A 22,766-nucleotide genomic window follows, 5' to 3' on the forward strand; every position below is an offset into this window, starting at 1 on the left:
TCATAATAATGGGAAACGTACAGTTTGTCGGATGCAAATTGTAAACATTATTTAATTTATGCGTAAAATACCTGTAATCTAATCAGGCTACTTTTGCGATTAAAACTGTGAGATATTATCTTTTACTGCTTATTCCATGCGCTTTCATTTTTTCTGTGATGTCTTTTAACTCCGTTGATGAGGGTGTACAAAATGATAATAAATTTATAAACAGAGGTTTACGTGATTTTAAAATTGAGTTAGAATATCTGAAAAATGATGTAGAACTTTATTCTCAAGAAAAAATTTCCTTAGAAAAGCTTCAGCAAACTTTAAGGAATACCAGAAATTCTTTTAAAGAAATAGAATTTTTCGTCGCTTATCATTATCCTGAATTTACCAAAACTCATCTTAATGCAGCGCCGCTTTTTCATATAGAAGCAGCGGGAACTTCAGCCTATACTTTGCCTCCCGAAGGACTACAGGTTTTAGATGAGCTTATTTTTTTGGAGGAAGCCAATGAAAAAAAAGAAGAAATAAGTACAATTACCAATTTCCTTTACAATAGTTATGCAAACTTTTATTTAAGTGCTTTGAACAATGGTTTAAGCTCAGGAAATAATAAAACTTTGCCTTTGCGAATAGAACTTATTAGAATTTACAGTTTGGGTGTGACAGGTTTTGATACTCCGGGTTCGCTTAATATTTCCGAGGAAGCTGCTCATGCTTTTAAAGGAATGAGTGAATACATCAACGATGAAGCTTATTTTAAAAATTTTAAAACAGAAAAAGCTAATTTAATTATTCAACAGGCAATTACTTATCTTGGGAAGAATACCGATTTTGAGTCTTTCGACAGAATAGAGTTTTATAAACAATTTGTTCAGCCTTTATATGAAGAATTAGGTAGTTGGGATGGTAATCCTGATGATCTCAAGAATTTTTCGGGCTGGAATGTTTCGAATAAAGATTTCTTTAAAGCAGATTTTCTTGATCCTTATTTTTATACCATTTTAAAACCTTCTGAAGATTCTGAAGAACTGAAAAATTTAGGTGAAAAGATTTTTTATGATCAAAACTTCAGTGCTAATGGAACGATGAGTTGCGCCAGCTGTCACCTTCCAGAAAATGCGTATACCGATCTAAAACAGAAATCTGCAAGTAATGTAGAGGGAAAAACCGTCTTGAGAAATTCTCCTTCTTTGTATAATGCAGTTTTTGCAAAAAGGTTTTTTTATGATATGAGAGCTTTTTATCTTGAGCAACAGGCGGAACACGTGATTTATAATCAGGATGAATTCAATACCGATTATCAAAAAATTGTACAAAAGTTGAATGACAACAAAGAGTATAAAAAAGAATTCAAAAAAGTTTTTAAAGACGGAAAAATCAACAAACAGAATTTTTCCAAAGCATTAAGTTCGTTTGTAGCCTCTCTTTATTCGTTTGAAAGTGATTTTGACTGTTTTATGAGAAATGAAAAAGAAATTTCTGAAGATGCTAAAAAAGGCTTTAATTTATTCATGGGAAAAGCCAATTGTGCAACATGTCATTTTGCTCCTCATTTTTCAGGACTTGTTCCGCCGTTCTTTAATGAAAATGAATCTGAAGTTTTAGGAGTGACCAAAAAACCAATCACAAATTTACCGATAGAACTTGATGGTGACAGAGGAAGAATAAATTCTAATGTGAAAAAAGAAAATTCATGGATTTACGAGAATTCTTTCAAAACCATGACGGTGAGAAATGTTGCGTTAACAAAACCCTATTTCCATAACGGAGCTTTTAATACGCTTGAAGAAGTGATTGATTTTTATAATGAAGGTGGAGGAGAAGGTTTAGGTTTACCCATGAAAAATCAGACGCTTCCTGCAGATAAGCTTGATCTGACGGAAATTGAAAAAAAACAACTTATCGCTTTTCTGAATACTTTGACAGACATCAGTAAGGCTAAGAAATTAGCGAAATAAAGCTTCAGTTTTACATAAATTTCAAATTTAATAATAAGTTAAAATTCGTAACATTTACTTTCAGTTATCTTAATATTCATCGGGGTTTAATTAAAGATAGCGTAACGCAATGCCGAAGCAAAAAAAATAGTTTTGCATGGTAAATGAAATTTTAATAAAAGTGAAAAGAAAACTACTTAGTATCGCAGCTTTGGCATTGATGACGACATCGATGATCCAGGCACAGACGACAATTTTTGCATTGCAGAGTGCATGGAAGTATAACGACGCAGATGTGGCATTGCCCGCAACCTGGAAAAGTTCCAATTATGATGTTTCAAACTGGGCTGTAGGAAATGGTCCGTTAGGTTACGGTGACCCTGTTACGACTTCTTTTATTTCTGGTGTAGATACTGCTTATCTTATCAAAGATTTCACAGTAAATCTGGTAGATCTTTCGAATACGATGGAATTTGGCGTGAGGAGAGATGACGGAATCATTGTTTATCTAAACGGTGAAGAGGTGATAAGAGATAATATGCCATCCGGAGCCATTACTCATGGTACTTTTTCGAGTACAATTGTTGATGGGGCTGCAGAAACGGCTATTAACATATTCTCTATTCCCAAAAACAAATTTGTACAGGGAACTAACAGAATTTCAATTGAGCTTCATAATAGAAGTGCTACAAGCTCAGATTTAACAATAGACGCATATCTTAAAACAACAACAACGGTAACTCCACCGGTTTCCAACTGTACCGGTACACATATTAGCTGTTTTACATCAATTGTTCCTACAACACAGACTGCAAAATTGATTATCCCTGCTGAACATAAATATCAGTTGATCCTAAAAGAAGGTGATAACTACACAGAAGGCGGCGGATTGGTTGGTGGCCTTAATGATTTTACCGCCTATGTTGCTAAAAATAACAGCAGTATGGACGGATATCTTTCTGTAAACCATGAAACAAACCCGGGAGGTGTTACCATGGCAGAAATTAATTACAATACTTCAACCAAACTTTGGCAGTTAACAAAATCAAGAGCGGTGAGTTTTTCGGCACCGAGCCTTGTGCAGACGATCAGAAACTGCTCGGGAGGTATTACACCTTGGGGAACGGTGGTAACGGCTGAAGAATCTGTTACGTCAAACGATATTAATGCCGATGGATACAAAGATTATGGCTGGTTGGTAGAGATAGACCCTGTCACAGCGCAAGTAATGTCTCATAACCAGGCAGGAACTAAAGATAAGCTTTGGCAGATGGGAATCATGAATCATGAAAATGTAGTGATTAACGATGCAGGAACAACAGCTTATTATGGCGAAGATGGCGGAACTCATATGGTTTATAAATATGTGATGGATACTCCAAACAATCTGGCTTCAGGAAATTTATATGTTTTGAAGCTTGATCAGGGATTAAGTGGTGGAAATCCGGTAGCAACAACCGGACAGTGGATTCAGGTGCCAAATAAACTTCAGGCAGATCAAAATAATACGGCTGCTTTAGCTTTGTCATTAGGCGGTACTTCCTTCAATGGAGTAGAAGATATAGAAATAAGTCCACTTGACGATAAAGTTTATTTTACGGCAAAAGGATTAGATAAAGTATACAGAATGACAGATAACGGAATGACGCTTTCAAACGTTGAAACTTTCGTAGGCGGAGCATCAACAGCTTATACATTCAACACCGCGCAGGGAATGAAAACTGAATCTTGGGGGGACGGAAACGATAACCTTACTTTCGATGAACTTGGAAACCTTTGGGTGCTGCAGGATGGTGGTAAAAACTATATTTGGGTGATTGGTCCCGATCATACACAGGCAAATCCTAATGTAAGATTATTTGCGTCAATGCCTGCAGGATCAGAGCCAACAGGTCTTACTTTTACACCGGATAAGAAATTTGGTTTCTTTTCAATTCAGCATCCTAATTCTACGATTTCTACTGATGTAGATGCAACGGGGAATACAATAGATTATAGAGGAAAATCGGCTACTATTGTAGTTGCTTTACAACAGTTTTTAGGGACTTCAGGAAGTTTGGGAACAGTAGAAGTTGTTAATGAAAATGATGTAACGGTAGCTCCGAACCCTACTTCTGGTATTGTGAAAATCAATTCGCCAAAAGCACTGAAAAATCTTGAAGTTACTGCGTACAGCATTGACGGAAAAGTTGTCTATAAAAAGAAAGTAAATGGATCTACAACTAGTCTGGACTTAGATTTCACAAGCCAGCTTCAGGTTTCAAGAGTTTTAATATTAAATATTGAAGCAGACGGATTCCAGAAAACAGCTAAGATTTTCAAAAAATAATTTTAATACTTTATAACGGTCGTCGGATTTTTTCCGGCGACCTTTTTTTGTTTTATGAAAAAATATATTTGCCTTTTTTGTTTACTGTGTATTGCCAGAATAAATGCCCAGATTGATCCTGTAAAATATCCTACTTATACAGATATGGAGGCTGCTTTGATGTCGAAAGAAACTGTTTATAGCTTAAGTTTCAGAGATAAAGGTCTGTTTAATCTGCCTCCTGATATTACGAAAATGAATTCTGTTTTTTTTCTGAACATTATGGGGAATAATCTTGAAAAGCTAGATGATGCACTATTTTCACTTTCAGAACTTCAGATTCTTAATATTAACGAGAACAGCATAAAATATATTCCGGACGAAATCAGCAAACTTAAAAAGTTAAACACTTTTTCTATGAATCTTAATCAGTTGACGGATCTTAATCCTGAGTTTGCCAAACTTCAAAAGCTTAAAGTTGTACAACTCGATGCCAATAACCTCAGCGTTTTTCCAAAAGCTCTGACAGAAATTTCGGGACTCGAAGAAATTAATTTACACAGCAATCAAATCAGTATGGTTTCTGATGTTGAAAAAATAAAAAGTCTTAAATTTTTGAATCTTTCATCCAATCAGATTAATGATCTTAATGAAACAGGATTTCCAAATAAGCTCAAATATCTTGAGCTGCAAAAAAATATGCTACTTACACTCTCAAAAAATATTTTAGCATTAAAAAATCTGGAGTTCCTTAATGTAGGTGAGAATAAAATATCTGAGATTTCGCCTCAAATAAAGAATCTAAAGAACATCATCAGTCTTAATCTGGCCAATAATCAGCTACAATCATTACCAAAAGAAATTGCTGATTTAAAACATTTGAAAACACTTATTCTCACAGGAAATCCTATCAATATTTCAGAAGTTGAGGATCTAAGAAAAAAAATGCCTGAGACTCAGATTTATTTTTGATGGCATTATAAATACTTTAGAACTCTTTCTTTTAACCATCAAGTTGTACAAATAAAATATAAAATGTTATTACTCTAAAATAAAAATCTCTGAAAATATTTAGAGGTTTATTGTACCTATAATCGAATATGAAATAAAAAAAATAATTGTTTTTTACAAAAAAGGGCTAAAATTATTTCGCATTGCGAAGTTGTGGTTTTATAATTCACAACCATTTTTTTTTCTTAAAATAAATATAAGGCAAAATAGCCGGAACGACCATTATCATGACGGTTATAGGATACCCATATATTGTATCCAGTCCGGGGATATTTTTAAAATTCATCCCGTATATTCCGGCAATTAAAGCAGGAAGTGAAACGCATAAAGTGATTACTGTAAGTACCTTGAATATATAATTCTGCTCCAGATCTATTTTGTTTTTTATATTTCCCCTCAGATTATCCAAACGCTCAAAATTGAACTGAATATAGTCAGAAATCACGGCAAGATCATCTAATTCTGATTCTATGCGCTCTTTTATATGTGAATCCTGATCTTGGATATTTTTCTTATACAGGTTAAAAACTCTTATCGTTTCGATTAAAGATTCTTTTAATAGCAAACTGTTGAAACTATAAGTCGTTATCTGATCTGTAATTTTTTTAGAAGATTCATTTTTCAATAATATCGAATTTGCAAGGTCTTTTATTTTTTTTGCTTCGCTTTCTGTAATATCAGCATAATAGTCAGAAATAAATTCAAGTTGAAACATCAGGATTTCTATCATATCTGATATTTCGTGCAACTCGTTGAGTTTATAAGTGTATTTTAAATTAAAAAATCGATCAATGGAAGAGTTTGAAAAGAAAAAAAGACCGCTATCACTCATTATAAAGAATATTGGCGATTCCACAAGTTTATTTTCTTCTTTTGAACAATAATAGGGGATAGAGATGTGGAATGCCGTCTGATTGTTTTTTACTAAAAAATGCGAACTGATTTCGATATCTTCATACCGCTTCATAAGTGAACAATTAATCCCGAAGTTTTCTCCGGCCCAATTTATTTGCTGATCAGTATAATCAATGAATTGAATGGCATAAAAGTCCATCTGTTCAGGTAAAATTTCGTTCGTGCTACTTACCTTAATAATTTCTTTGTTTTTAAGTAATATTTCAATCATTTGTGATACGTTATTTTATCTTGCGGTATGATGCTACCTAATATAGTAAAATTATCATAAATAAAGCTGTTAGTTTTTTGATTTTCAAATGGATAAAACCTTTTGGTGTCAATATAATTGTTACGATTTATTCAGAAATCTACTAAAAAAATCACCCCATAGAAATTTATAGGGTGATTTGTATTATTTGTCTAGAAAAGTTCCAAATCGCTCGAAGTGGCAGGTATATCCGTTAGGGTTTTTCACCAGATAATCTTGATGATAATCCTCGGCGGGCCAAAATTTGGTGTAAGGTTCCAGTGTGGTTACTACTTTTCCTTCCCATTTGTTTGATTTGTTGACGATAGCTATTACTTCTTCGGCTATTTGTTTTTCCTCGTCATTTTGGAAAAAAATAGCTGATCGGTAGCTCGAGCCTCTATCGTTACCTTGTCTGTCAACTGTAGTAGGATTGTGAATACGGAAAAAATAATCTACTATTTCTTTAAAATCAGTTTCGGTCGTGTCGTATGTTATCTCAATGCCTTCTGCGTGACCGGGATGGTTGCCATAGGTGGGGTTTTCGTTTTCCCCTCCGATATAGCCTACTTCGGTGTCAATAATTCCTTTTCTTGTTCTGAACAGATCTTCCATTCCCCAGAAGCATCCGCCTGCGATATATACTTTTTTACTGTTTGCCATATTGTAATTGTTTTCTTTATATAATTTATTTTCCTTTTTTGCCCACCTTATCGTTAGATTTTCATCATTTCGTTACTTCTTTTAAGTACTTTATTGTACCATCCACATTGATGTGAAAATCTGCGAATACGACATTGTTTTCTTGATCTATAAAAATAAACCAGGGCGTTCCGCCGGTGTTGTAATCTTCCATTATGGTAGATCTTCCTTTTCCAGGATCGTGCCCGAACGGAATCTCTAATCCATATTTTTTCTGTGTTTCCAAAATTTTATCGTACGTATTGGCGTGTACTCCTTCAAAAACAGTTTGAACAGCAAGAAACGCAATCCTATCGCTGTCTTTGAATGCATCAACTAGCTTTTTCAAAGACGGGAGCCCTACACTATGACAACCGGGGCACCAATGCTGGAAACAATATATAACTTTATATTTTCCTTCATAATCGGATAATTTGATGGGATTTTCCAGTTTGGAACCTTGCGAATTTATCCATTGTTCTACTCTTAATTCCGGAGCTTTTATTGATTGATTTTGTGTATTATCCATTGCTTTTGTTTTTTATGCTAAACCTTTGAAAACAGTAATAGTTATCATTACGATCAAAGTTTCGGCGATTGGTAATGGTCTATTTTTAGTTTGAAGCTACTGTTCTTATCAAATCAATTGATTCTGAATTGATACAATACCTCAATCCGCTTGGTTCTGGGCCATCCGGGAAAATGTGTCCCAAATGTCCGTCGCAATTATTGCACATTACTTCCACCCGAATCATTCCGTAGGAACTATCTTTGTGATACTTTATTGCATTTTCTCTGATAGGTTGCGTAAAGCTTGGCCATCCTGTTCCCGACTCAAATTTTATAGTAGAGTCGAATAGTTCATTTTCACAACAAATGCATTTGTATTTTCCGGCTTCGTGAGAGGTACAAAAAGCGCCACTTCCGGCTCGTTCCGTCCCTTTTAGACGGGTAATTCTAAATTGTTCCGGGGTAAGGATTTTTTTCCATTCTTCCTCTGTTTTTTCTACTCTTCTATCGGGTGTAGGGTTTCCGTGTGTTGCGAATTTTATAACATTATTCCAGTTTATCATAATTTTTTTATTTTAATTTATTATACAATTTACTTTAAATAGAATCCGTTTAATTGCCTTCATCACTGGTTGTTTTGTTTTCTGATTGATGAAAATTTTGTAATTCTTATCAATTTGCCAACCATAGATATATAATGATCCCAAGCATAATAATGGTTTTGACATTGCACAAGCTAAGCCTGAATTTTGGGGTTAATCTTTTACAGCTTTCTGTTGAGCAATCTGCTTTATACGCACTATTTTCTTTTTGTTTTGCTTTTAGTTCTTCTAAAAATTTGTTGGAAGTAAGTTTATCAAAGGTCTCAAATCTTACCTGAGCATTTCGATTTTCCATATACTTATGTGTTTAGTTCTTACTTATACAAATTTACCTCAAATGAAAATCGTTCCAGTGTTTGTCTTTCAGAAATTGGTGTTTAGTTTTACGATTTACAAAACAATTTTAAGAACTTGGTATTATTAAAAGGTGAAATAAATACTTGAAAGAACTCAAAAGAAATATAGGCATTTTTTTCTCTTTTATTACACAAAGATAACAAGCGATGAGACGGAATAGGGTGTTTGGAAATGTCTAATTGGTGTTTGGTTTTCAGGGGATTAAAGAAAAACTAAACAGTTTTGCTATTAGTCCGGAATTCATCCGGCGTCATTTTGTTTTGTTTTTTAAAGAAATGTGAAAATGCCTGCGAATCTGAAAAATTCAATTCGTAAGCAATGTTTTTTATCAATTCATCGGTGTGCATCAATTGGCGTTTGGCGTATAGATTTCTCCGGTCGGCAATCAGTTCGCTTGCTTTTTTATTGTAGCAACAGCCAAATACTTCAGCGATTTTTTTTGGAGAAATTTTTAAGATGCTTGCATAATCGGAAACCTTCATTAGGTCTTTAAAGTTAGTGTTTACCAAATATTGAAATTCGCGGATCAGCCTCAAATCTTTAAAATCAATCGGGATATCAAATTCGGTTACTGCGTGGTTTTTTTGACTGAGTAACAGGAAACGCTGAAAAGAATTTCTCGTCAACGCTTCTGAGATAGGATTGTTTATATTTTTTATCTCCAAAAGTAGTTCCTGCCATAGTGTTTCAAAAATAATAACTTCTTTTTCGTTTAACATAATTTTTGGCAAATGATCCACTGTGTGAAGTCCATAAAAAATCATTAAATATTCCCCCGTATTTTTGAGCGAGTCGATAGGATTGATAAATGTTTTATTGAACTTAATTACCCGAAATGTTCCTGATAGAGCCTCGAGCTTCATATAAAATTCTGAAACAAATAATATACAGTTTTTGCCTATTTCAATTTCGTGGCCATCCACTTTTACATTGCTTATTGCTCCTATATTCCATATAATGGTTAATTCCTCATCCAAATCATTTGGCATAAGTGTAAAAGGGGTTTGCAGTCTGTCGATGACGTTTATATTTTGTGTAAACATAGTTTACTAAAGATTTGATTTAATTAAAATGGTGAGAATTATTCTAGTCTTTATCTTCAAATTGTTTTTCGCTGTTTTCATTTACTATTGTTATGAAAAATCTACAAATAATATACAGGTACAGCAAGCTGAATGGCAGCGCCATAATAATCAGCAGGTTGCTAATGGCGTTTAGTAAATCGCTCGTGCCGGATGCCGAAATACCAAAGGCTGTGGCGGTAATGATGCCTCCCCAGATGAGTTTGTGATTTTTTGAAGGGTTTTCATTTCCATTGTCACTCAACATTCCCAATACAAAAACGGCGGAGTCAACCGAGTTGATAATGGAAATGAGCACCAATAATATGGCGATAATAAAAGTGAGCTGATAGAATGGGTAATTTTCCAAAAACACAAACAGCGAAGTGTATAAATTGTCAAACTGCCCGGTGTTGCTTTGGCTCAATACATCAAAGGCGTTGTTGGCAAAAACCGAAAACCAAATGAGCGTAGCAAAAGTGGGCACCAAAATGGTGGCAATTATAAATTCTCTTACCGTTCTTCCTTTTGAGATACGGGCGATAAATATGCCTGTAAAGGGAACCCACGCCAGCCAAAATGCCCAATAAAAAACCGTCCACCCTTTGGTGAAACTTTCACTTGTTACATAACCGCCAATAGACAAACTCATTTCAAAAAAATGAATGACGTATTGATACATTGCGGTAAATAGATTCGAAAAAAATGGGGCAAAATCTAAAAACAAGGCAATGAACAACATCAGTAAAATGGAAAAGCCAAAGTCAAAATCAGCTAAATATTTGATGACTTTTTGGATGCCCGTTAACGCTGAAAAAGTGGCTATAAGACCGATAAGCAGCACCATTGCCAACAGCGTGTAGTTGCCCAGTTCTATATTAAAAGTGTGGTTAAGTCCACCGACAAGTTGTGCTGAACCCAGCCCCAATGAAGCTATAACACCGGTTATGGTAATCAATACAATAAATACAATGGTTATATTTTTTAAATAATTGTTGTTAGATGCAGGAACAAGAGCGTGCAGCAAATTGGGCACTTTTCTGACATAAAGATTGTAGGCTACAATCAACCCGAATAAACTGTACATCGCCCAAGGCGTAAAACCCCAATGGAAAAAAGTGTATTGCAACGCCAGCACTTCTGCATTGGTAGTGGCAACAGGCGGATTGTTTAAATAATAGACCGGCTCCTGCACGGCTCTTAACAGCAAGCCGGAACCCATACCAGTACTGTACAACAAGGCTATCCAGCTAAAATAAGAGTATTCGGGTTTTTTATTGCCCAGCCTTTTTTTACCCAGCGGCAGAAATAAAATAACGAGCGATACCACTACAATAAAAGCTCCAACGAACAAATAATAATTGCTGAATACAGACAGCAAGCTGTTATTTCCGGCATTTAAAAAATGAATTAACGCCTCTGAATTGACCATACCAGCGATAAGGAAAAATAGCCCGAATAGCATTCCGTAAAACAATAATTTGTTTTTCAGCAGTCTATGGAATGTTCTTTTTATCAAAATATATTGTTATTGTTTAATTCAATGGTGTTAAATCTTCCAGCGCAGTGGGCAGCAATTCGCTTACTGTAGGATGAATGTGTACGGCATCCCGCAAAACGGTGTAAGGCTGTTTGGCATACATTAAGTTGGTGAGGGCGCTGATAATTTCATCACCGCCAACGCCCAGTACGCAAGCACCTAAAAAGAGTTGAGTGTCGGCATCTATAATCGCCTGCATAAATCCTTTTGTTTCTCCTTTTGCCTTAGCCCTGTTTATTTTGGTCATTGGTCGGTGCGCCAACAAAATCTTGTATCCTTTTTGTAAAGCTTCTTTTTTTGTCATTCCAACTCTGCCCAATGGCGGATCGGTAAACAAACCATAAGTGGTAATTCTGTCGCTGATTTTTCTTGTTTTTGATCCGGATAAAAAACTTTGTACCACTTGATAATCGTGGTAAGAGGTATGTGTAAAAGCGCCTTTTCCATTGCAATCGCCCATAGCGAAAATGCCTGCTACATTGGTTTGACCATAATCATCTACCTCAACAAAGCCTCTTTCATTTACTTTTATATTGGTGTTTTGCAACTGCAAAGTATCGGTATTGGGCATACGGCCAATGGCAAGTAAAATATGTGACCCTGTTACCGAAACCGATTTGTCTTTGGTGGCATTGACGGTAATAGAGCTGTCCTTATTCTGCAAAGTTTGTATGTCATCAGCGTTAAGAATAATATCGATGCCGTCTGATTTTAAAATATCAGCAACCGCCTGACTGATGTCTTCATCTTCAACTTTTATCAATCGGGGTCCACGCTCTACAATGGTTACTTTACTACCAAAGCGTTTAAACATTTGTGCAAATTCAACACCGATAAAGCTGCCACCGATAATGATCAAGTGCTCGGGCAATTCGGTGGTTTGCAAAATATTTTCATTGGTGAAATAAGGCGTATGCTGATACATTTCCGGTACACGCGGTCGGCTGCCTACATTGATAAAAATATTTTTGGCGGTTAATGTTTCGCCGTTTACAGCTATTTCGTAATCGTTTACAAAATGTGCTTCACCTCTGTAAAGCGTGATGTTTTTATCGTCCTGAAACCCTTTTTCTATGCCGTTGCGGTCTACTCCGATAATGGCTTCTTTGCGTTCTTTTATTTTTCGCATATTCGCCTTTCCGGACTGCGGAATGTCCACCCCGTAATCTTCGGCGTGTGAGATATCCCACATTTTGCGGGCACTTGCTATATACGTCTTTGTGGGAATACAGCCGTTGTTGACACAATTTCCGCCCAATTGACCTTTCTCAATAATGGCAACACGTCCGCTTTTGGCAAGACTGAAAGCCAACGGTGTACCGGCCTGACCGGAACCTATTATAATGTAATCGTATTGAATCATTTTTTGTTTTTTTAACCACTTTACCACATACGGACATAGTTTTTTTCCGGTGTAGCCTATGTCTCTATGTGTTTAAAATTTATATATTTTTAAGTTTTACTCGCTCACTTTTACGCCTTTCCAAAAAGCAACGTGGTCTTTTATTTCCTTTGCGGCTTCTGATGGCGATTTATAATACCAACCGGCATCGGTTTCTGTTTTTCCGTCCACATTTACAGAGTAATACGAGGCTGATCCTTTCCACGGACAAGTGCTTTTGTGGTCGGATACTGTAAAATATTCCTTTTTTAAACTTTGTGGTGGGAAATAATGGTTGCCTTCTACTACAACGGTGTTGTCACTTTCTGCGATAATTACATTGTTAAATACTGCTTTCATAATGCTGTTTTTTAATTATTTTGATGATGCTTTCAACCACATTGTTTTTTTAAAAGAATCAATTTTAATACTGCTTTCGTACCAATCTATTGTCCTTTATAATACTTGAAACCAGCCATACATACTTCTCATCTTTTGTATCCCAACCAAGTGCCTCAAATTTATTGCCAAATGGACAGGCCGGAAAATCGGGAAAACCAATGCGGAATATATACCGCTCAGGTGACTTATTGAATACTTCTTTTTTCACACGAGGTAAGCCGTATTTGGTTTCTGCATCACTTAAATGATGAATATGTGCATTGTTGGCATTAAACTTTTCTCGTACTTCGCTTGCTTCTACAGTTTCGAGGGCAGAATAGGCATCTACCAAAAATCCTTTGATGTTTTCGCCCATAAGTGTGATAGCAAACAAGAGTTCACTTCCATCGTTTTCTCCGTCTGTGCTAAACGTGTACGAATCATCAATGCTAAAGGCTTCCATTGCAAATCCTTTATTTAGTTGGTCGGAAAATAATTGTTTGTTTTTAATTCTGAACTCGTGTGTATAGCCTTGCCTGTTTAAATCGGCAATGGTGCTTACTAAATCTTTTGGATTATTCATAATTCTTTTTTTTTATTGAATTAATAATTTTCGTTCAAATGTTGCAGTTTCTCTTTATCTGTCACATCAGCAAATTCTTTTAGCAGCAACTTCAATTTCGGGTCAATATTATTTTTGCAAAAGGGCTTTTGGGGATTTGAATAGTAATAATCAAGTATCTCCTGACGAGAGCGTTTAAAGGCTCCGAACGGAAACACTTGGGTAATGATTTGTTTTGAAAACCCGCTTTGCAGATTTTTCAGTATTGCCTTAGCCTCCGATTCCTGATTCGCAGAAAAGGTATAAACAGCTGATCGGTAAAGGTTTCTCCTGCTGTGCATCACGGTGCTGCTATGCGTTCTTAAATGTATTTCAATGAGAACTTTAAGTGAAATTTCCTCCGGGCTGAAATGCACAATTACCGCTTCGGAAAAATCTTCCAAACCGGTATTGGTCGCTACAAAACCTTGTTCTACCACTTTTACCCCAATCAACGATTGAAAAATGGCTTCTGTACACCAGTGGCAGCTTCCTCCAAATGCTATTTTTTCGTCTGGTTTTTCCATTTTTTTGTTAATCAATTTACTTCAATTTTTTAATTGTGCTTTTCTTATTGCTTCTTCTCAGATGGATCCTCTTCTGTTAATTCATCTATCAAATACCCCAAACGGAGCAGTGCATTATTAGGGTCAGAGCCAAAAATTGAATACTCCACAATGCCATTTTTATTAACTACTACCCAATGTGGTGTTCCGCCCGCACCATATTCCAAAAATGTGGTATTAAACTTAAAATCTTTATAAAATGGAAAGCGGATAAACAAATCCTCTTTATGTTTTTGAAATTGTGCTGCAGTAAAATCAACCCCCTCAAAATTGCTGTGAATGCCCAATACATTCAGCTTTTCTCCATTTTCGTACACATTACGATTGGCAAAGGGAATGGCTCTGCCCACACATCCGGGACAACCGAAACTAAATATCAAAATCAACAAAGGTTTTCCAATAAAGTCTGCTTTATCGGGAACGGCATCTCCAAAAATGCTTTCCAGAGTCCAATCGGGAAGTGGTTTTCCAATACTGATTTGATTTAGGTCTGAATTATTTTCCATCACTATCCGTTTATTGGGTATAATAAGGTGTGTTGCCCTGTACCGCAAATATTCTTGCCCAAATATCCATTAAAAGCGTACACATAATAATGGTTTCAATTTCGGCTTCGTTAAAATATTTATTTACTTCGGCAGTTGCGGCTGGCAGTTTTTCATAATCCACATACGAAATGGCGGAAGCATAATTCAGCGCTGCTTTTTCTTTGGCAGAAAAAAGATCACTTTGGTTATAAGCCATAATATTGTCAACTTTATGAGTATCCATTCCCGTATTTCTTGCATCGTTAGTGTGAAAAATGGTGCAATAACTGCATTTGTAGCGAATTGAAGCCCAAAGACGAACCTGCTCGGCAATTTGACGGTCGAGCGGCAAATCGGCATAACTGAACGAACCGTATTTTTTGGCAATTTGTGTAGGCAGATCCAAATAATTGGTTACGTTTTCCGCATAAAGTTTTTTCTTAAAATCGATTTTACCAAAGGACTGGTTGACGATGTTTTTCTTCTCGGTTTTGTTTTTCTCGCTCATATCATTTTGTGCTTTTGTAGTGATGCTTAAAGCCATAAAAATTAGTGTAAATAACATTAATTTATTCATAATTTGTTTGCTTAAGATTATTCTTGTTCTGTATATTTTTCAATAATATCCTGCCTTGCCGGGGTCCAAACCGTAACCATTTCGCCGGTGGGCGACAAGCATTCCATGTTGTGCTCAAAATTGGAAGGTACCTTTACCGCTTGTCCGGGATATACTTTTATTCTTTCGGTACCGTTCGTAGCTTCAAACTCGCCACCAGTTACGATGTTTACTTCCTGGTTGCCGTGGTGGTGCGTACTGTCGAAGCCTTTGCCGATAAACCATAATTTGACCACCATCATTTCGTCCGTATAAGAAAGCACTTGTAGTGTTACGAATTCGTTTAGTTTATACTTTTTATATTGTTTTTCCATTGCTTATTTTTTTTAAATTGATTGTTTATTTTTAGGAAAATTAATCAGCATCAGTCCAAAACCTAAAAACATAATGTCTTTCAATCTATTGGCATTAGGCATCGGCAATCCGTCAACTATTTTTAGCCACCCATCAGGGGCAGGGGTGGTAAACCAAAAACTGATCGTTACCAAAAACATAGCCGTCATACCAAGTGTAGCATAAATTCTGAGTTTTGAAAACCAGATACTTAAAATAATTAAGATAACGATTATGATTTCTGAAATACCGATAATTTTAGCTGTTGTTGAAACAGACCATACATCATACATCCACGAAGTGAAAGGACTGTTTTCTACCAATAGCTTAATTCCATTTGCTTCCGGGGGCGTAAATTTTAAAAGTGCTATCCAAAGCAAAATCGCTACCGTTCCTAAAAGTGAGATGTAATATCCAACTTTATATATTTTTGATTGTAATGTTCCATTCATAGCTTTATTTTTTTAAATTGATTTTTTATTATACTATTGGCTTACTCCACACCAGTAAGCAAACCGGCGAATTTATCAATTGATATTCAGCATAGTTTGAGTCGAGGGCTTATTTTCAGTGGTTGATGTTTCCTGTTTCGTTTTGTTGTTTGCAGGAAAAAAATATAATTGTTGTTATCATGATAAATAATAATTTATTCATTCTTAAAAGTGCTATTTATTGATAACCAATTCAGTTAAAACTCAAACGCCAAGTGCAGCCCGCCATACAGTTCTGTTCTTTTAGAAAGGACTGAACCGACAACGGGACCAAAAGAAAACCACTTTTTGGGTCTGAAATTAATTTCAGCTTCATTATAAATACCGAAAAAACCATTCTCTCCTTCTTTTTTAGGAATAGTGTAATTCAGTCCTAAATGAAGTGTGAGAAAACGATTGGCATTCCATGAGCCAATCAAGGCTAAATCATCATTAACTTCTGCCGAGTTGATAAATTTATGCGTGTAAGAAAGCCCACCGCCCCATTCTTCATTAACCCAATACGTAACGTGAAACTCTGTTTTGAGCAAGCCTTCTGACAGAGAGGGGGCGTAACTGTATATTATAGATGGACTGAATTCCCAAATACCTTTTTCAAATTCTTCCTTTTTTTCTTGTTGTGAAAATCCTGTAAGCGGGAGGCTCAACATAATTAAAAATAGAACTATTTTTCTCATATTACCGTTTTGATCCGTTCAATTATTTCAAGTATATAATCGTTAATGTATCCTTACAGCACCATATCTCCTCCATCAACCACCAGCATACTTCCCGTCATAAAAGCTGCCATATCCGATGCGGCAAACAGTACCACCCTTGCAATATCATCCGGCTCAGCAGCCCTTCCTAACGGGATATTTAGCCTGATGTGTTCCAAGGCTTCTTCAGCTCCTTTGCTGTCGTGCTCTAAATGTTCAACGGCGGGGGTTTGCACCAGCGTGGGCGCAACGGCCAGCACACGGATGTTGGATGAGGCCAAATCACGTGCAAACGCTTTGGTAAAACCGTAAATAGCGTGTTTGGAAGCCACATAATGTGCCGAGTTGGTGGCCGCTTTTAAACCCGAAATAGAATTCATATTGATAATTACACCGCCGTCGCTGTTGTGCTGCATCAGTTTTGCAGCCTCCCTTGCACCGGCAAAGGCTCCACGCAAGTTGATGTTCATCAAAAAGTCATATTCCTTATCGCCAATATCCAAAGCACTCATTACGGGAAAAACGCCTGCATTATTTACCCAAATATCCAGTTGCCCCCATTCTTTTTGAGCAAGCGCGGCAATTTCAGTGGCTTTAGCCGTGTCGGCAACGTTGTAGGCAACGCCTATTGTTTTTACGCCGTTTACTTTTGCAAGATCGGTTGCTGCCTTTTTAACCACATCTTCCTGTAAGTCGGTAAGTATTACATTGGCGCCTGCTTCTGCCAGCCGTTTTGCAATAGCTAGACCAATTCCTTGTGCAGCACCTGTTACTACGGCGTTTCTGCCTTTTAACGAGTATAATTCGTGTAGCGATTTATCAGCGAAATTAATTTTTTGCATAATTTATGTTTTTATTATTTGTTTATCTGTTTTAAATATTATTTTGATGGATGATTTACTTCATTTCTAAATCTTAATTCATCAACATCATCCCTGAATTACAAGGTAATCTTACAATGCTAATGATCCGGCTTCGGCAACTGCATGGTCATTTTCTACCGAACTTCCGCTTACGCCTATTGCTCCGATAATTTCTCCCGCAGTATTTTTAACAGGCACACCACCGGGAAAGGAAATCAATCCTCCATTGGAAAGTTCAATATTGTATAATGAGGCTCCCGGTTGTGATAATGCTCCAATGTCGCCCGTATTTATATTGAATAACTTTGCCGTTTTTGCTTTCTTTATGGCGATATCCAAAGAGCCCAGCCATGCACCATCCATCCTTGCAAATGCCACGAGGTGCACACCACGATCTACTACGGCAATATTCATTAATGTATCAATTTCTTTAGCCTTTGTTTTAGCAGCGGCTACTATTTTTTCTGCTTGTTCTAATGTAATGTCCATTTTTTTATGTTTTTAAGTTTATCAAAGTGCATTTTTACACGCCTCAGCACATTTTCGGCAGGTTTCAGCACATTCCCGGCAATGGTCCATGTGGGGGTGCTTTTCACATTCGGTGGCGCAGGCTTCGCATATTTCAATGCATTCTTTCAGCAAATGGGATGCGTGTGCGGAGTTTCGAGAGAGGTAAGATGCCAGTAGATTGCACATTTCTGAGCAGTCTAAATTGCTTTTGATAGATGAAACCATTGATTTTACGGTTTCTTCGTTAAGCGAGGCTACAGAACAAAAACGACAGGTAGCTGCACATTCATTTAATATAGCAATTAATTCTGCACTTTTTTGATTTTTGTATTTCATTATTATGTTTTTGTGTTTTAATTTAACCAAATAGAGACCTGATTTTTCTATTTATTACCTACCGATTTATCTATCCCGATGTTCGGGACAAGTAGTGGTTAAAATTTTAATGAACCTCATCCGCTTCCATTCTTTCTGTTTCAATTACCACATTGCCGGTTAAGGTTTTGTGTACGGGGCATTTAGCGGCTATTTCTGTTAATCGGATGCGTTGCTCTTCCGTTAAGTTTCCGATAAGTTTCAATTTTTTCGAAAGATGGTCTATGTTTCCCGGCTTTTCAACATCAATCATCAGGTCGTCGCTGTGCTTTTTAGAATACGTGATGTAGGCATACACTTCCTGCAAGTCCCAACCTTTTCTTTCTGCATACAATTTCACGGTCAGCACCGAGCAAGAGGCCAAAGCCGCACTTAGAAAATCGTAAGGCGCTGGCCCCAAATCGTTACCTCCAAAGCTTTCTGGCTCATCAGCAATAAGGCTGTGCTTAAGGGTTTGCATAAAGGTGGTAAACTTATCTTCTTTTACATTTAAGTGCGCCACCAGTTGTTCGCCTTTTGTGTCGAGCATTTCGTTTTCTGCTTCTCCAAAATAACGCTGTGCCCATGTACCAATCATATCCCCCGCGTATTGACTGTCTTTGCTATTGGTCAATAAATGATCGGCCCCGTCTAAACTGATGAAGTTTTTTGGGTGAAAAGCAGCGTGGTACAATTTCCGTGCATTTTCAATACCCACGCTGTTGTCGAACGGTGCGTGCATGATGAGCAAGGGTTTGCGAAGCGATTTTACAATGGCCAATAAATCGGTTTTTTCAAAATCTTTTACAAATTGGGCATCAATTTTAAAGGGGCGTCCCTCAATTTTCACTTCAACAGGCGCTTCGCTTTCCAAATCTATTTGTTCGGAAAACAGGCGTTTTGCGTGCGATACTGAAGCTGGCGCACCAATGGTGGCTACTGCTTTAATGTTTTCCAATTGGGATGCCGCCACAATGGCTGCTGCACCGCCCAAAGAATGTCCTACTAAAAGTGAGGGTGCCTTAAAGTGCTCGCCGAGGTAATCACTTACCGAAACAAGATCTTCTATATTGCCCGAAAAATGACTTTCTGCAAATTCGCCCTCGCTGTAGCCCAATCCCATAAAATCGAAGCGAACCACGCCAAAGCCGTAATTGGTAAGGGTTCTGCTGATGTTGCGCACCGGGGCTAAAGTGCTGTTGCAGGTAAAGCAATGGGCAAAAATGGCATAAGAATGGGGCTTCTGGTTGGCCGGAAGTTCCAAGTAAGCGCAAAGCTTATTACCTCTTTTGTTGATGATTTCAAGTCTCGTTTTATTCATGTTTTATCTTTTTGTTTCCCGCTGATTTCGCTGATTTCATTTCTGCGTTTGTCTGCGTCATCTGCGGGAGTATATTTTTTTATTTCCCGCGGATTTCGCTGATTACGCTGATTTCTATTTCTGCGTTATCTGCGGGAGACTATTATAACCGTTTACTTTCCTAAATATGCCATCCTTAATATTTGCTACATTAAAATTTACTAAAATGCCCAGTTTTAACTTCGTTATTTTCAAATAAGTCAACACTTGTTTATGATGTACTTCTGCGAGGTTTTCTACGGATTTGACTTCAATAATTACTTTATTTTCTACTAATAAATCCAGTCTAAACCCCCAAGTCCATTTTAACTTCTTTGTAATGAACGGGAACAGGTACCTCACGTTTTACTTGTAGTCCTTGGTTTAGAAGTTCCCATTCCAAAGCAGCCACATAAACGCTTTCGAGCAAACCAGCACCCAACTCATTATAAATATCAAATATGGCTCCTCTTATTTTGTAGGAAATATCGGTTTCAGTCATTGTATTAGTCTTTTAATTTCCCGCTGATTTTATTTTCTGCGTTTATCTGTGCTATCTGCGGGAGTATATTTTTTTTATTTCCCGCGGATTTCGCGGATTTTCGCTGACTTGGTTTCTGCGTTTATCTGCGGGAGACATTTAACCTGTTCTGTATGCTTTTTGCAATTCCTGGGGTAAATTTTTAAGCCATTGCGAAGCATTGAAACCTTTCTTTCCGTCGCCATTTAGCTTCGTAAAATACAGATGCTCATCCCATCGGGCCCCAAATTCTAACCTGGCAAGTTTCACAAACTTTTCGTTCCTGCGGAGGCGATGTTTTTGGTGATAGTCTTCGGCAGTCCAGAAATGACTTTTTTGGTCTCCGGCCTCAATCACTTCAGGAGCATTCTCCTTTCCAATTTCTTTAATCAGGTCTTCTACAACTTGCCGCTGCTCTTCATCAAAAACAAAAAGCAAAGGCCGGTATTGTCCTTGTTTATTGCCGGGAAAAGACCACGATGCGGGATCGCCCAGCAATTCTTTATAGCTGATCTTGTCTTTATCGTAGATGACTTTTACAACTTCTGCGTGCCCTTTTATGTACTGATAATTTGGCTCCAAAGTTGATGCGCCTGCGTAGCCAACACGGGTTTGCACCACTCCGGGCATACTTCCAAAATTAGAATCAGGACCCCAAAAGCAACTCATTCCGAAAATCGTTTGATTTAATTTTCCAGTTTTTACTGCTTCTTCGATTTCTTTAGGAGTGACAAACTTATAGTCTTCAATAAGGTCGTCCGCTTTCGTTTTATTGTCTATCATTTTCGTCCTTTTTTTTATTAGTTTAATTCCACTCCAGTTTTTTTCTTTCGTTCCAATAATCTGTTTCGGCAATGTTGTGTTGGTATAACTGATCGATTTCTTCTGTAGTTAATTTAAAATCATTTGCCCGTAAGTTGGCCTGTAAATGAGCCTTGTTGTTTGCACCGCTCAACACCTGGGCGTTGGGAAAATGATCCATACAAAAACGCATTGAAATGGCATCTGTTCCTACGTTATATTTTTTGGCCAGCCCCATCAAAAGGGCATACAGGTTTTCATATCGGGGATAGTGTCCATTTGGTATTAGGCGCCCGTTAGCCAACGCTTCTTTTATGATGAGCTGCGGCTGTTGCAATTGGTCTTTTATTTTCAGTATCGAGGTATCCAAAATATTAAAGGTCGATTGGTAGGAGCCGAACAAGGCTTCGCCGTTAACAGTAATTTCCATTGCCTTTTGTAAAACCTCGAGCTGGTTGCTGCCCGTGGTAGTTAGCCCGATAAGGAGGCTGTGCTCTTTTTTGAGTTGATGCAAACGGTTCAAAATTGCATGATTGTCGAGCACGCCCGTGTCGAGTGTTGCCGAGTGTATCTGATAAATTTTCAGAAATGGCAGCAACGTTTTGGAAAATGTCCATTGTTGGTTCAGTTTTTCCAGCGAATGTTCCTTTACTTCATGTACTTTGGCATTGGGGTCAAAATTGGCCACATAGGTATAGCCCCACTTGGTGGAAACTACAATTTTGGGGTCGTTTTTCTTTTGAAGCCAGCTTGCCAAAAGTTCTTCCGCAAGTCCGTATCCCGGCGAGGTATCAAAAAAGCGAACGCCCCGGTTGTAAGCTTCATCAAACACCTGATTTCCTTTTTCAATGATTTTATCTAAGGAAAAGGTAACCTCCATATCGCTTTGCTTAATATTGATGTACTGTGGCCGCCCAATGGCTGCAGTACCCAACCCTATTTGGTTTGTGCTTTTCATTTGTTCGTTGTTTTAGAATTTATTTAAATTAGATTCCGTTTAATTTTAAGTGGGAACACTAATACTGAAAAGAAATCTATGACAATTAATAATATGGTGATCAATATTATAGATACAAGGATGGTTGCTTAACTTGATTGCAATTTTAGTCCTGAGTTAGTATATTAGTTTTTGTGAAATAGCAGAATTCGCTAAATGGTTTTTATGAATATCATTTGTATCAATTAACTAAAATTGTAAGTAGTCGGATGATCAAACCTAATACTATTAAAAGTAATATATATTGTTGAAATGAGTTGAAATTAACTTTTTTTATCAACTTATTTTCTTTGAAGTTAGTGAATTATTTATAAATAGATTAAAATTTCAATAATTTTTTATCAATGTTTTAATAGATTAATGTTATGTAAAATTATCAACTTTGCTTTTATTTTAGAGAATTTAATGATGCTAGACTAGTATCAGTACAATATTTACGGGTTTTACTTTCACTATAATATCCTTTTCCATTTCTTAACTGGTCTTGTGATGGTTTCAATTTTTAGACCGATCAAATTTTCTATTTGCTGGCGGGTGAAAGGAAGTTCACAATCATATGGTTAGACTTTAAAACTAAAACCTGTAAGACTATATGAGAAAACTACGATCTGAAATTGTGGAAGTTATGAATATAGTGAATGAAAAG

Annotated in this window: 28 protein-coding genes; 3 read left to right on the forward strand and 25 right to left on the reverse strand. The window is 36.9% G+C overall.

Annotated elements, in window-relative coordinates:
• The first annotated feature begins 158 nt into the window (after nt 1-158).
• The 3 genes from EG358_RS06815 (at nt 159) to EG358_RS06825 (ending at nt 5,208) form a co-directional block, all read left to right on the forward strand.
• Nucleotides 159-1,949 carry a cytochrome-c peroxidase gene (locus tag EG358_RS06815; RefSeq protein WP_115596409.1) on the forward strand — a complete coding sequence of 597 codons (1,791 nt, stop codon included), beginning with the start codon at nt 159-161 and terminating at the stop codon, nt 1,947-1,949.
• A 160-nt stretch (nt 1,950-2,109) separates the two neighbouring features.
• Nucleotides 2,110-4,257 (forward strand): alkaline phosphatase PhoX, encoded by a 2,148-nt coding sequence (locus tag EG358_RS06820; RefSeq protein ID WP_076561879.1) that lies wholly within the window; start codon nt 2,110-2,112, stop codon nt 4,255-4,257.
• A 54-nt stretch (nt 4,258-4,311) separates the two neighbouring features.
• A complete protein-coding gene (locus tag EG358_RS06825) occupies nt 4,312-5,208 on the forward strand; it encodes a leucine-rich repeat domain-containing protein (RefSeq protein WP_076561744.1) in 897 nt (298 codons plus the stop codon).
• Nucleotides 5,209-5,413: 205 nt separating this feature from the next.
• Here the strand turns inward: EG358_RS06825 and EG358_RS06830 are convergent, their stop codons facing one another.
• The 25 genes from EG358_RS06830 to EG358_RS20015 form a co-directional block, all read right to left on the reverse strand.
• A complete protein-coding gene (locus tag EG358_RS06830; protein ID WP_076561743.1) occupies nt 5,414-6,373 on the reverse strand; it encodes a CorA family divalent cation transporter in 960 nt (319 codons plus the stop codon).
• Between the two features lie 183 nt (nt 6,374-6,556).
• Entirely contained in the window at nt 6,557-7,054 is a 498-nt protein-coding gene (msrA, locus tag EG358_RS06835) for a peptide-methionine (S)-S-oxide reductase MsrA (protein ID WP_076561742.1), read from the reverse strand.
• Nucleotides 7,055-7,118: 64 nt separating this feature from the next.
• Entirely contained in the window at nt 7,119-7,601 is a 483-nt protein-coding gene (locus tag EG358_RS06840; protein ID WP_076561741.1) for a peroxiredoxin family protein, read from the reverse strand.
• 85 nt (nt 7,602-7,686) lie between these two features.
• Nucleotides 7,687-8,145, reverse strand: a complete 459-nt coding sequence (msrB, locus tag EG358_RS06845; protein WP_076561740.1) for a peptide-methionine (R)-S-oxide reductase MsrB — start codon at nt 8,143-8,145, stop codon at nt 7,687-7,689.
• Nucleotides 8,146-8,254: 109 nt separating this feature from the next.
• A complete protein-coding gene (locus EG358_RS06850; RefSeq protein WP_076561739.1) occupies nt 8,255-8,479 on the reverse strand; it encodes a hypothetical protein in 225 nt (74 codons plus the stop codon).
• Between the two features lie 274 nt (nt 8,480-8,753).
• Complete coding sequence (locus EG358_RS06855) at nt 8,754-9,584, reverse strand: helix-turn-helix domain-containing protein (RefSeq protein WP_083677073.1); 831 nt, start codon at nt 9,582-9,584, stop codon at nt 8,754-8,756.
• Between the two features lie 43 nt (nt 9,585-9,627).
• Complete coding sequence (locus EG358_RS06860) at nt 9,628-11,121, reverse strand: BCCT family transporter (RefSeq protein WP_123890035.1); 1,494 nt, start codon at nt 11,119-11,121, stop codon at nt 9,628-9,630.
• Between the two features lie 16 nt (nt 11,122-11,137).
• On the reverse strand, nt 11,138-12,532 hold the full coding sequence (locus EG358_RS06865) for a mercuric reductase (protein WP_228421434.1): 1,395 nt from the start codon (nt 12,530-12,532) through the stop codon (nt 11,138-11,140).
• Between the two features lie 69 nt (nt 12,533-12,601).
• Nucleotides 12,602-12,883: a DUF427 domain-containing protein gene (locus EG358_RS06870; protein WP_076561735.1), complete on the reverse strand. Its 282-nt coding sequence runs from the start codon at nt 12,881-12,883 to the stop codon at nt 12,602-12,604.
• A 64-nt stretch (nt 12,884-12,947) separates the two neighbouring features.
• Nucleotides 12,948-13,487 (reverse strand): hypothetical protein, encoded by a 540-nt coding sequence (locus tag EG358_RS06875; protein ID WP_076561734.1) that lies wholly within the window; start codon nt 13,485-13,487, stop codon nt 12,948-12,950.
• Nucleotides 13,488-13,507: 20 nt separating this feature from the next.
• Nucleotides 13,508-14,032, reverse strand: a complete 525-nt coding sequence (locus EG358_RS06880; RefSeq protein ID WP_076561733.1) for a peptide-methionine (S)-S-oxide reductase — start codon at nt 14,030-14,032, stop codon at nt 13,508-13,510.
• A 44-nt stretch (nt 14,033-14,076) separates the two neighbouring features.
• On the reverse strand, nt 14,077-14,577 hold the full coding sequence (locus EG358_RS06885; RefSeq protein WP_076561732.1) for a TlpA family protein disulfide reductase: 501 nt from the start codon (nt 14,575-14,577) through the stop codon (nt 14,077-14,079).
• A 10-nt stretch (nt 14,578-14,587) separates the two neighbouring features.
• On the reverse strand, nt 14,588-15,163 hold the full coding sequence (locus EG358_RS06890) for a carboxymuconolactone decarboxylase family protein (protein ID WP_159436388.1): 576 nt from the start codon (nt 15,161-15,163) through the stop codon (nt 14,588-14,590).
• Between the two features lie 29 nt (nt 15,164-15,192).
• Nucleotides 15,193-15,528 carry a cupin domain-containing protein gene (locus EG358_RS06895; protein ID WP_076561730.1) on the reverse strand — a complete coding sequence of 112 codons (336 nt, stop codon included), beginning with the start codon at nt 15,526-15,528 and terminating at the stop codon, nt 15,193-15,195.
• A gap of 12 nt (nt 15,529-15,540) precedes the next feature.
• Entirely contained in the window at nt 15,541-15,999 is a 459-nt protein-coding gene (locus EG358_RS06900; RefSeq protein WP_076561729.1) for a DUF417 family protein, read from the reverse strand.
• Between the two features lie 236 nt (nt 16,000-16,235).
• Nucleotides 16,236-16,715 (reverse strand): hypothetical protein, encoded by a 480-nt coding sequence (locus EG358_RS06905; RefSeq protein ID WP_123890037.1) that lies wholly within the window; start codon nt 16,713-16,715, stop codon nt 16,236-16,238.
• Between the two features lie 53 nt (nt 16,716-16,768).
• Nucleotides 16,769-17,578 (reverse strand): SDR family NAD(P)-dependent oxidoreductase, encoded by an 810-nt coding sequence (locus EG358_RS06910; RefSeq protein WP_076561727.1) that lies wholly within the window; start codon nt 17,576-17,578, stop codon nt 16,769-16,771.
• Nucleotides 17,579-17,689: 111 nt separating this feature from the next.
• Nucleotides 17,690-18,088 (reverse strand): GlcG/HbpS family heme-binding protein, encoded by a 399-nt coding sequence (locus EG358_RS06915; RefSeq protein WP_076561726.1) that lies wholly within the window; start codon nt 18,086-18,088, stop codon nt 17,690-17,692.
• A 21-nt stretch (nt 18,089-18,109) separates the two neighbouring features.
• A complete protein-coding gene (locus EG358_RS20005) occupies nt 18,110-18,445 on the reverse strand; it encodes a four-helix bundle copper-binding protein (RefSeq protein ID WP_076561725.1) in 336 nt (111 codons plus the stop codon).
• Between the two features lie 106 nt (nt 18,446-18,551).
• The gene (locus tag EG358_RS06925; protein ID WP_076561724.1) at nt 18,552-19,784 is read right to left on the reverse strand and encodes a bifunctional alpha/beta hydrolase/OsmC family protein; all 1,233 of its coding nucleotides are present in this window, start codon (nt 19,782-19,784) and stop codon (nt 18,552-18,554) included.
• Between the two features lie 114 nt (nt 19,785-19,898).
• Entirely contained in the window at nt 19,899-20,165 is a 267-nt protein-coding gene (locus tag EG358_RS06930) for a GxxExxY protein (protein WP_394337946.1), read from the reverse strand.
• Entirely contained in the window at nt 20,110-20,304 is a 195-nt protein-coding gene (locus tag EG358_RS20010) for a GxxExxY protein (protein ID WP_394337947.1), read from the reverse strand. The genes EG358_RS06930 and EG358_RS20010 overlap by 56 nt, the downstream gene beginning before the upstream one ends.
• Before the next feature lie 138 nt (nt 20,305-20,442).
• Nucleotides 20,443-21,105 carry a peptide-methionine (S)-S-oxide reductase MsrA gene (locus EG358_RS06935; protein WP_076561878.1) on the reverse strand — a complete coding sequence of 221 codons (663 nt, stop codon included), beginning with the start codon at nt 21,103-21,105 and terminating at the stop codon, nt 20,443-20,445.
• 22 nt (nt 21,106-21,127) lie between these two features.
• Nucleotides 21,128-22,081 (reverse strand): aldo/keto reductase, encoded by a 954-nt coding sequence (locus EG358_RS06940; protein ID WP_076561723.1) that lies wholly within the window; start codon nt 22,079-22,081, stop codon nt 21,128-21,130.
• 491 nt (nt 22,082-22,572) lie between these two features.
• A complete protein-coding gene (locus EG358_RS20015; protein ID WP_394337952.1) occupies nt 22,573-22,635 on the reverse strand; it encodes a hypothetical protein in 63 nt (20 codons plus the stop codon).
• Nucleotides 22,636-22,766 lie beyond the last annotated feature (131 nt).

Origin of the sequence: Chryseobacterium indoltheticum (assembly GCF_003815915.1) — a bacterium.
GTDB lineage: Bacteria > Bacteroidota > Bacteroidia > Flavobacteriales > Weeksellaceae > Chryseobacterium > Chryseobacterium indoltheticum.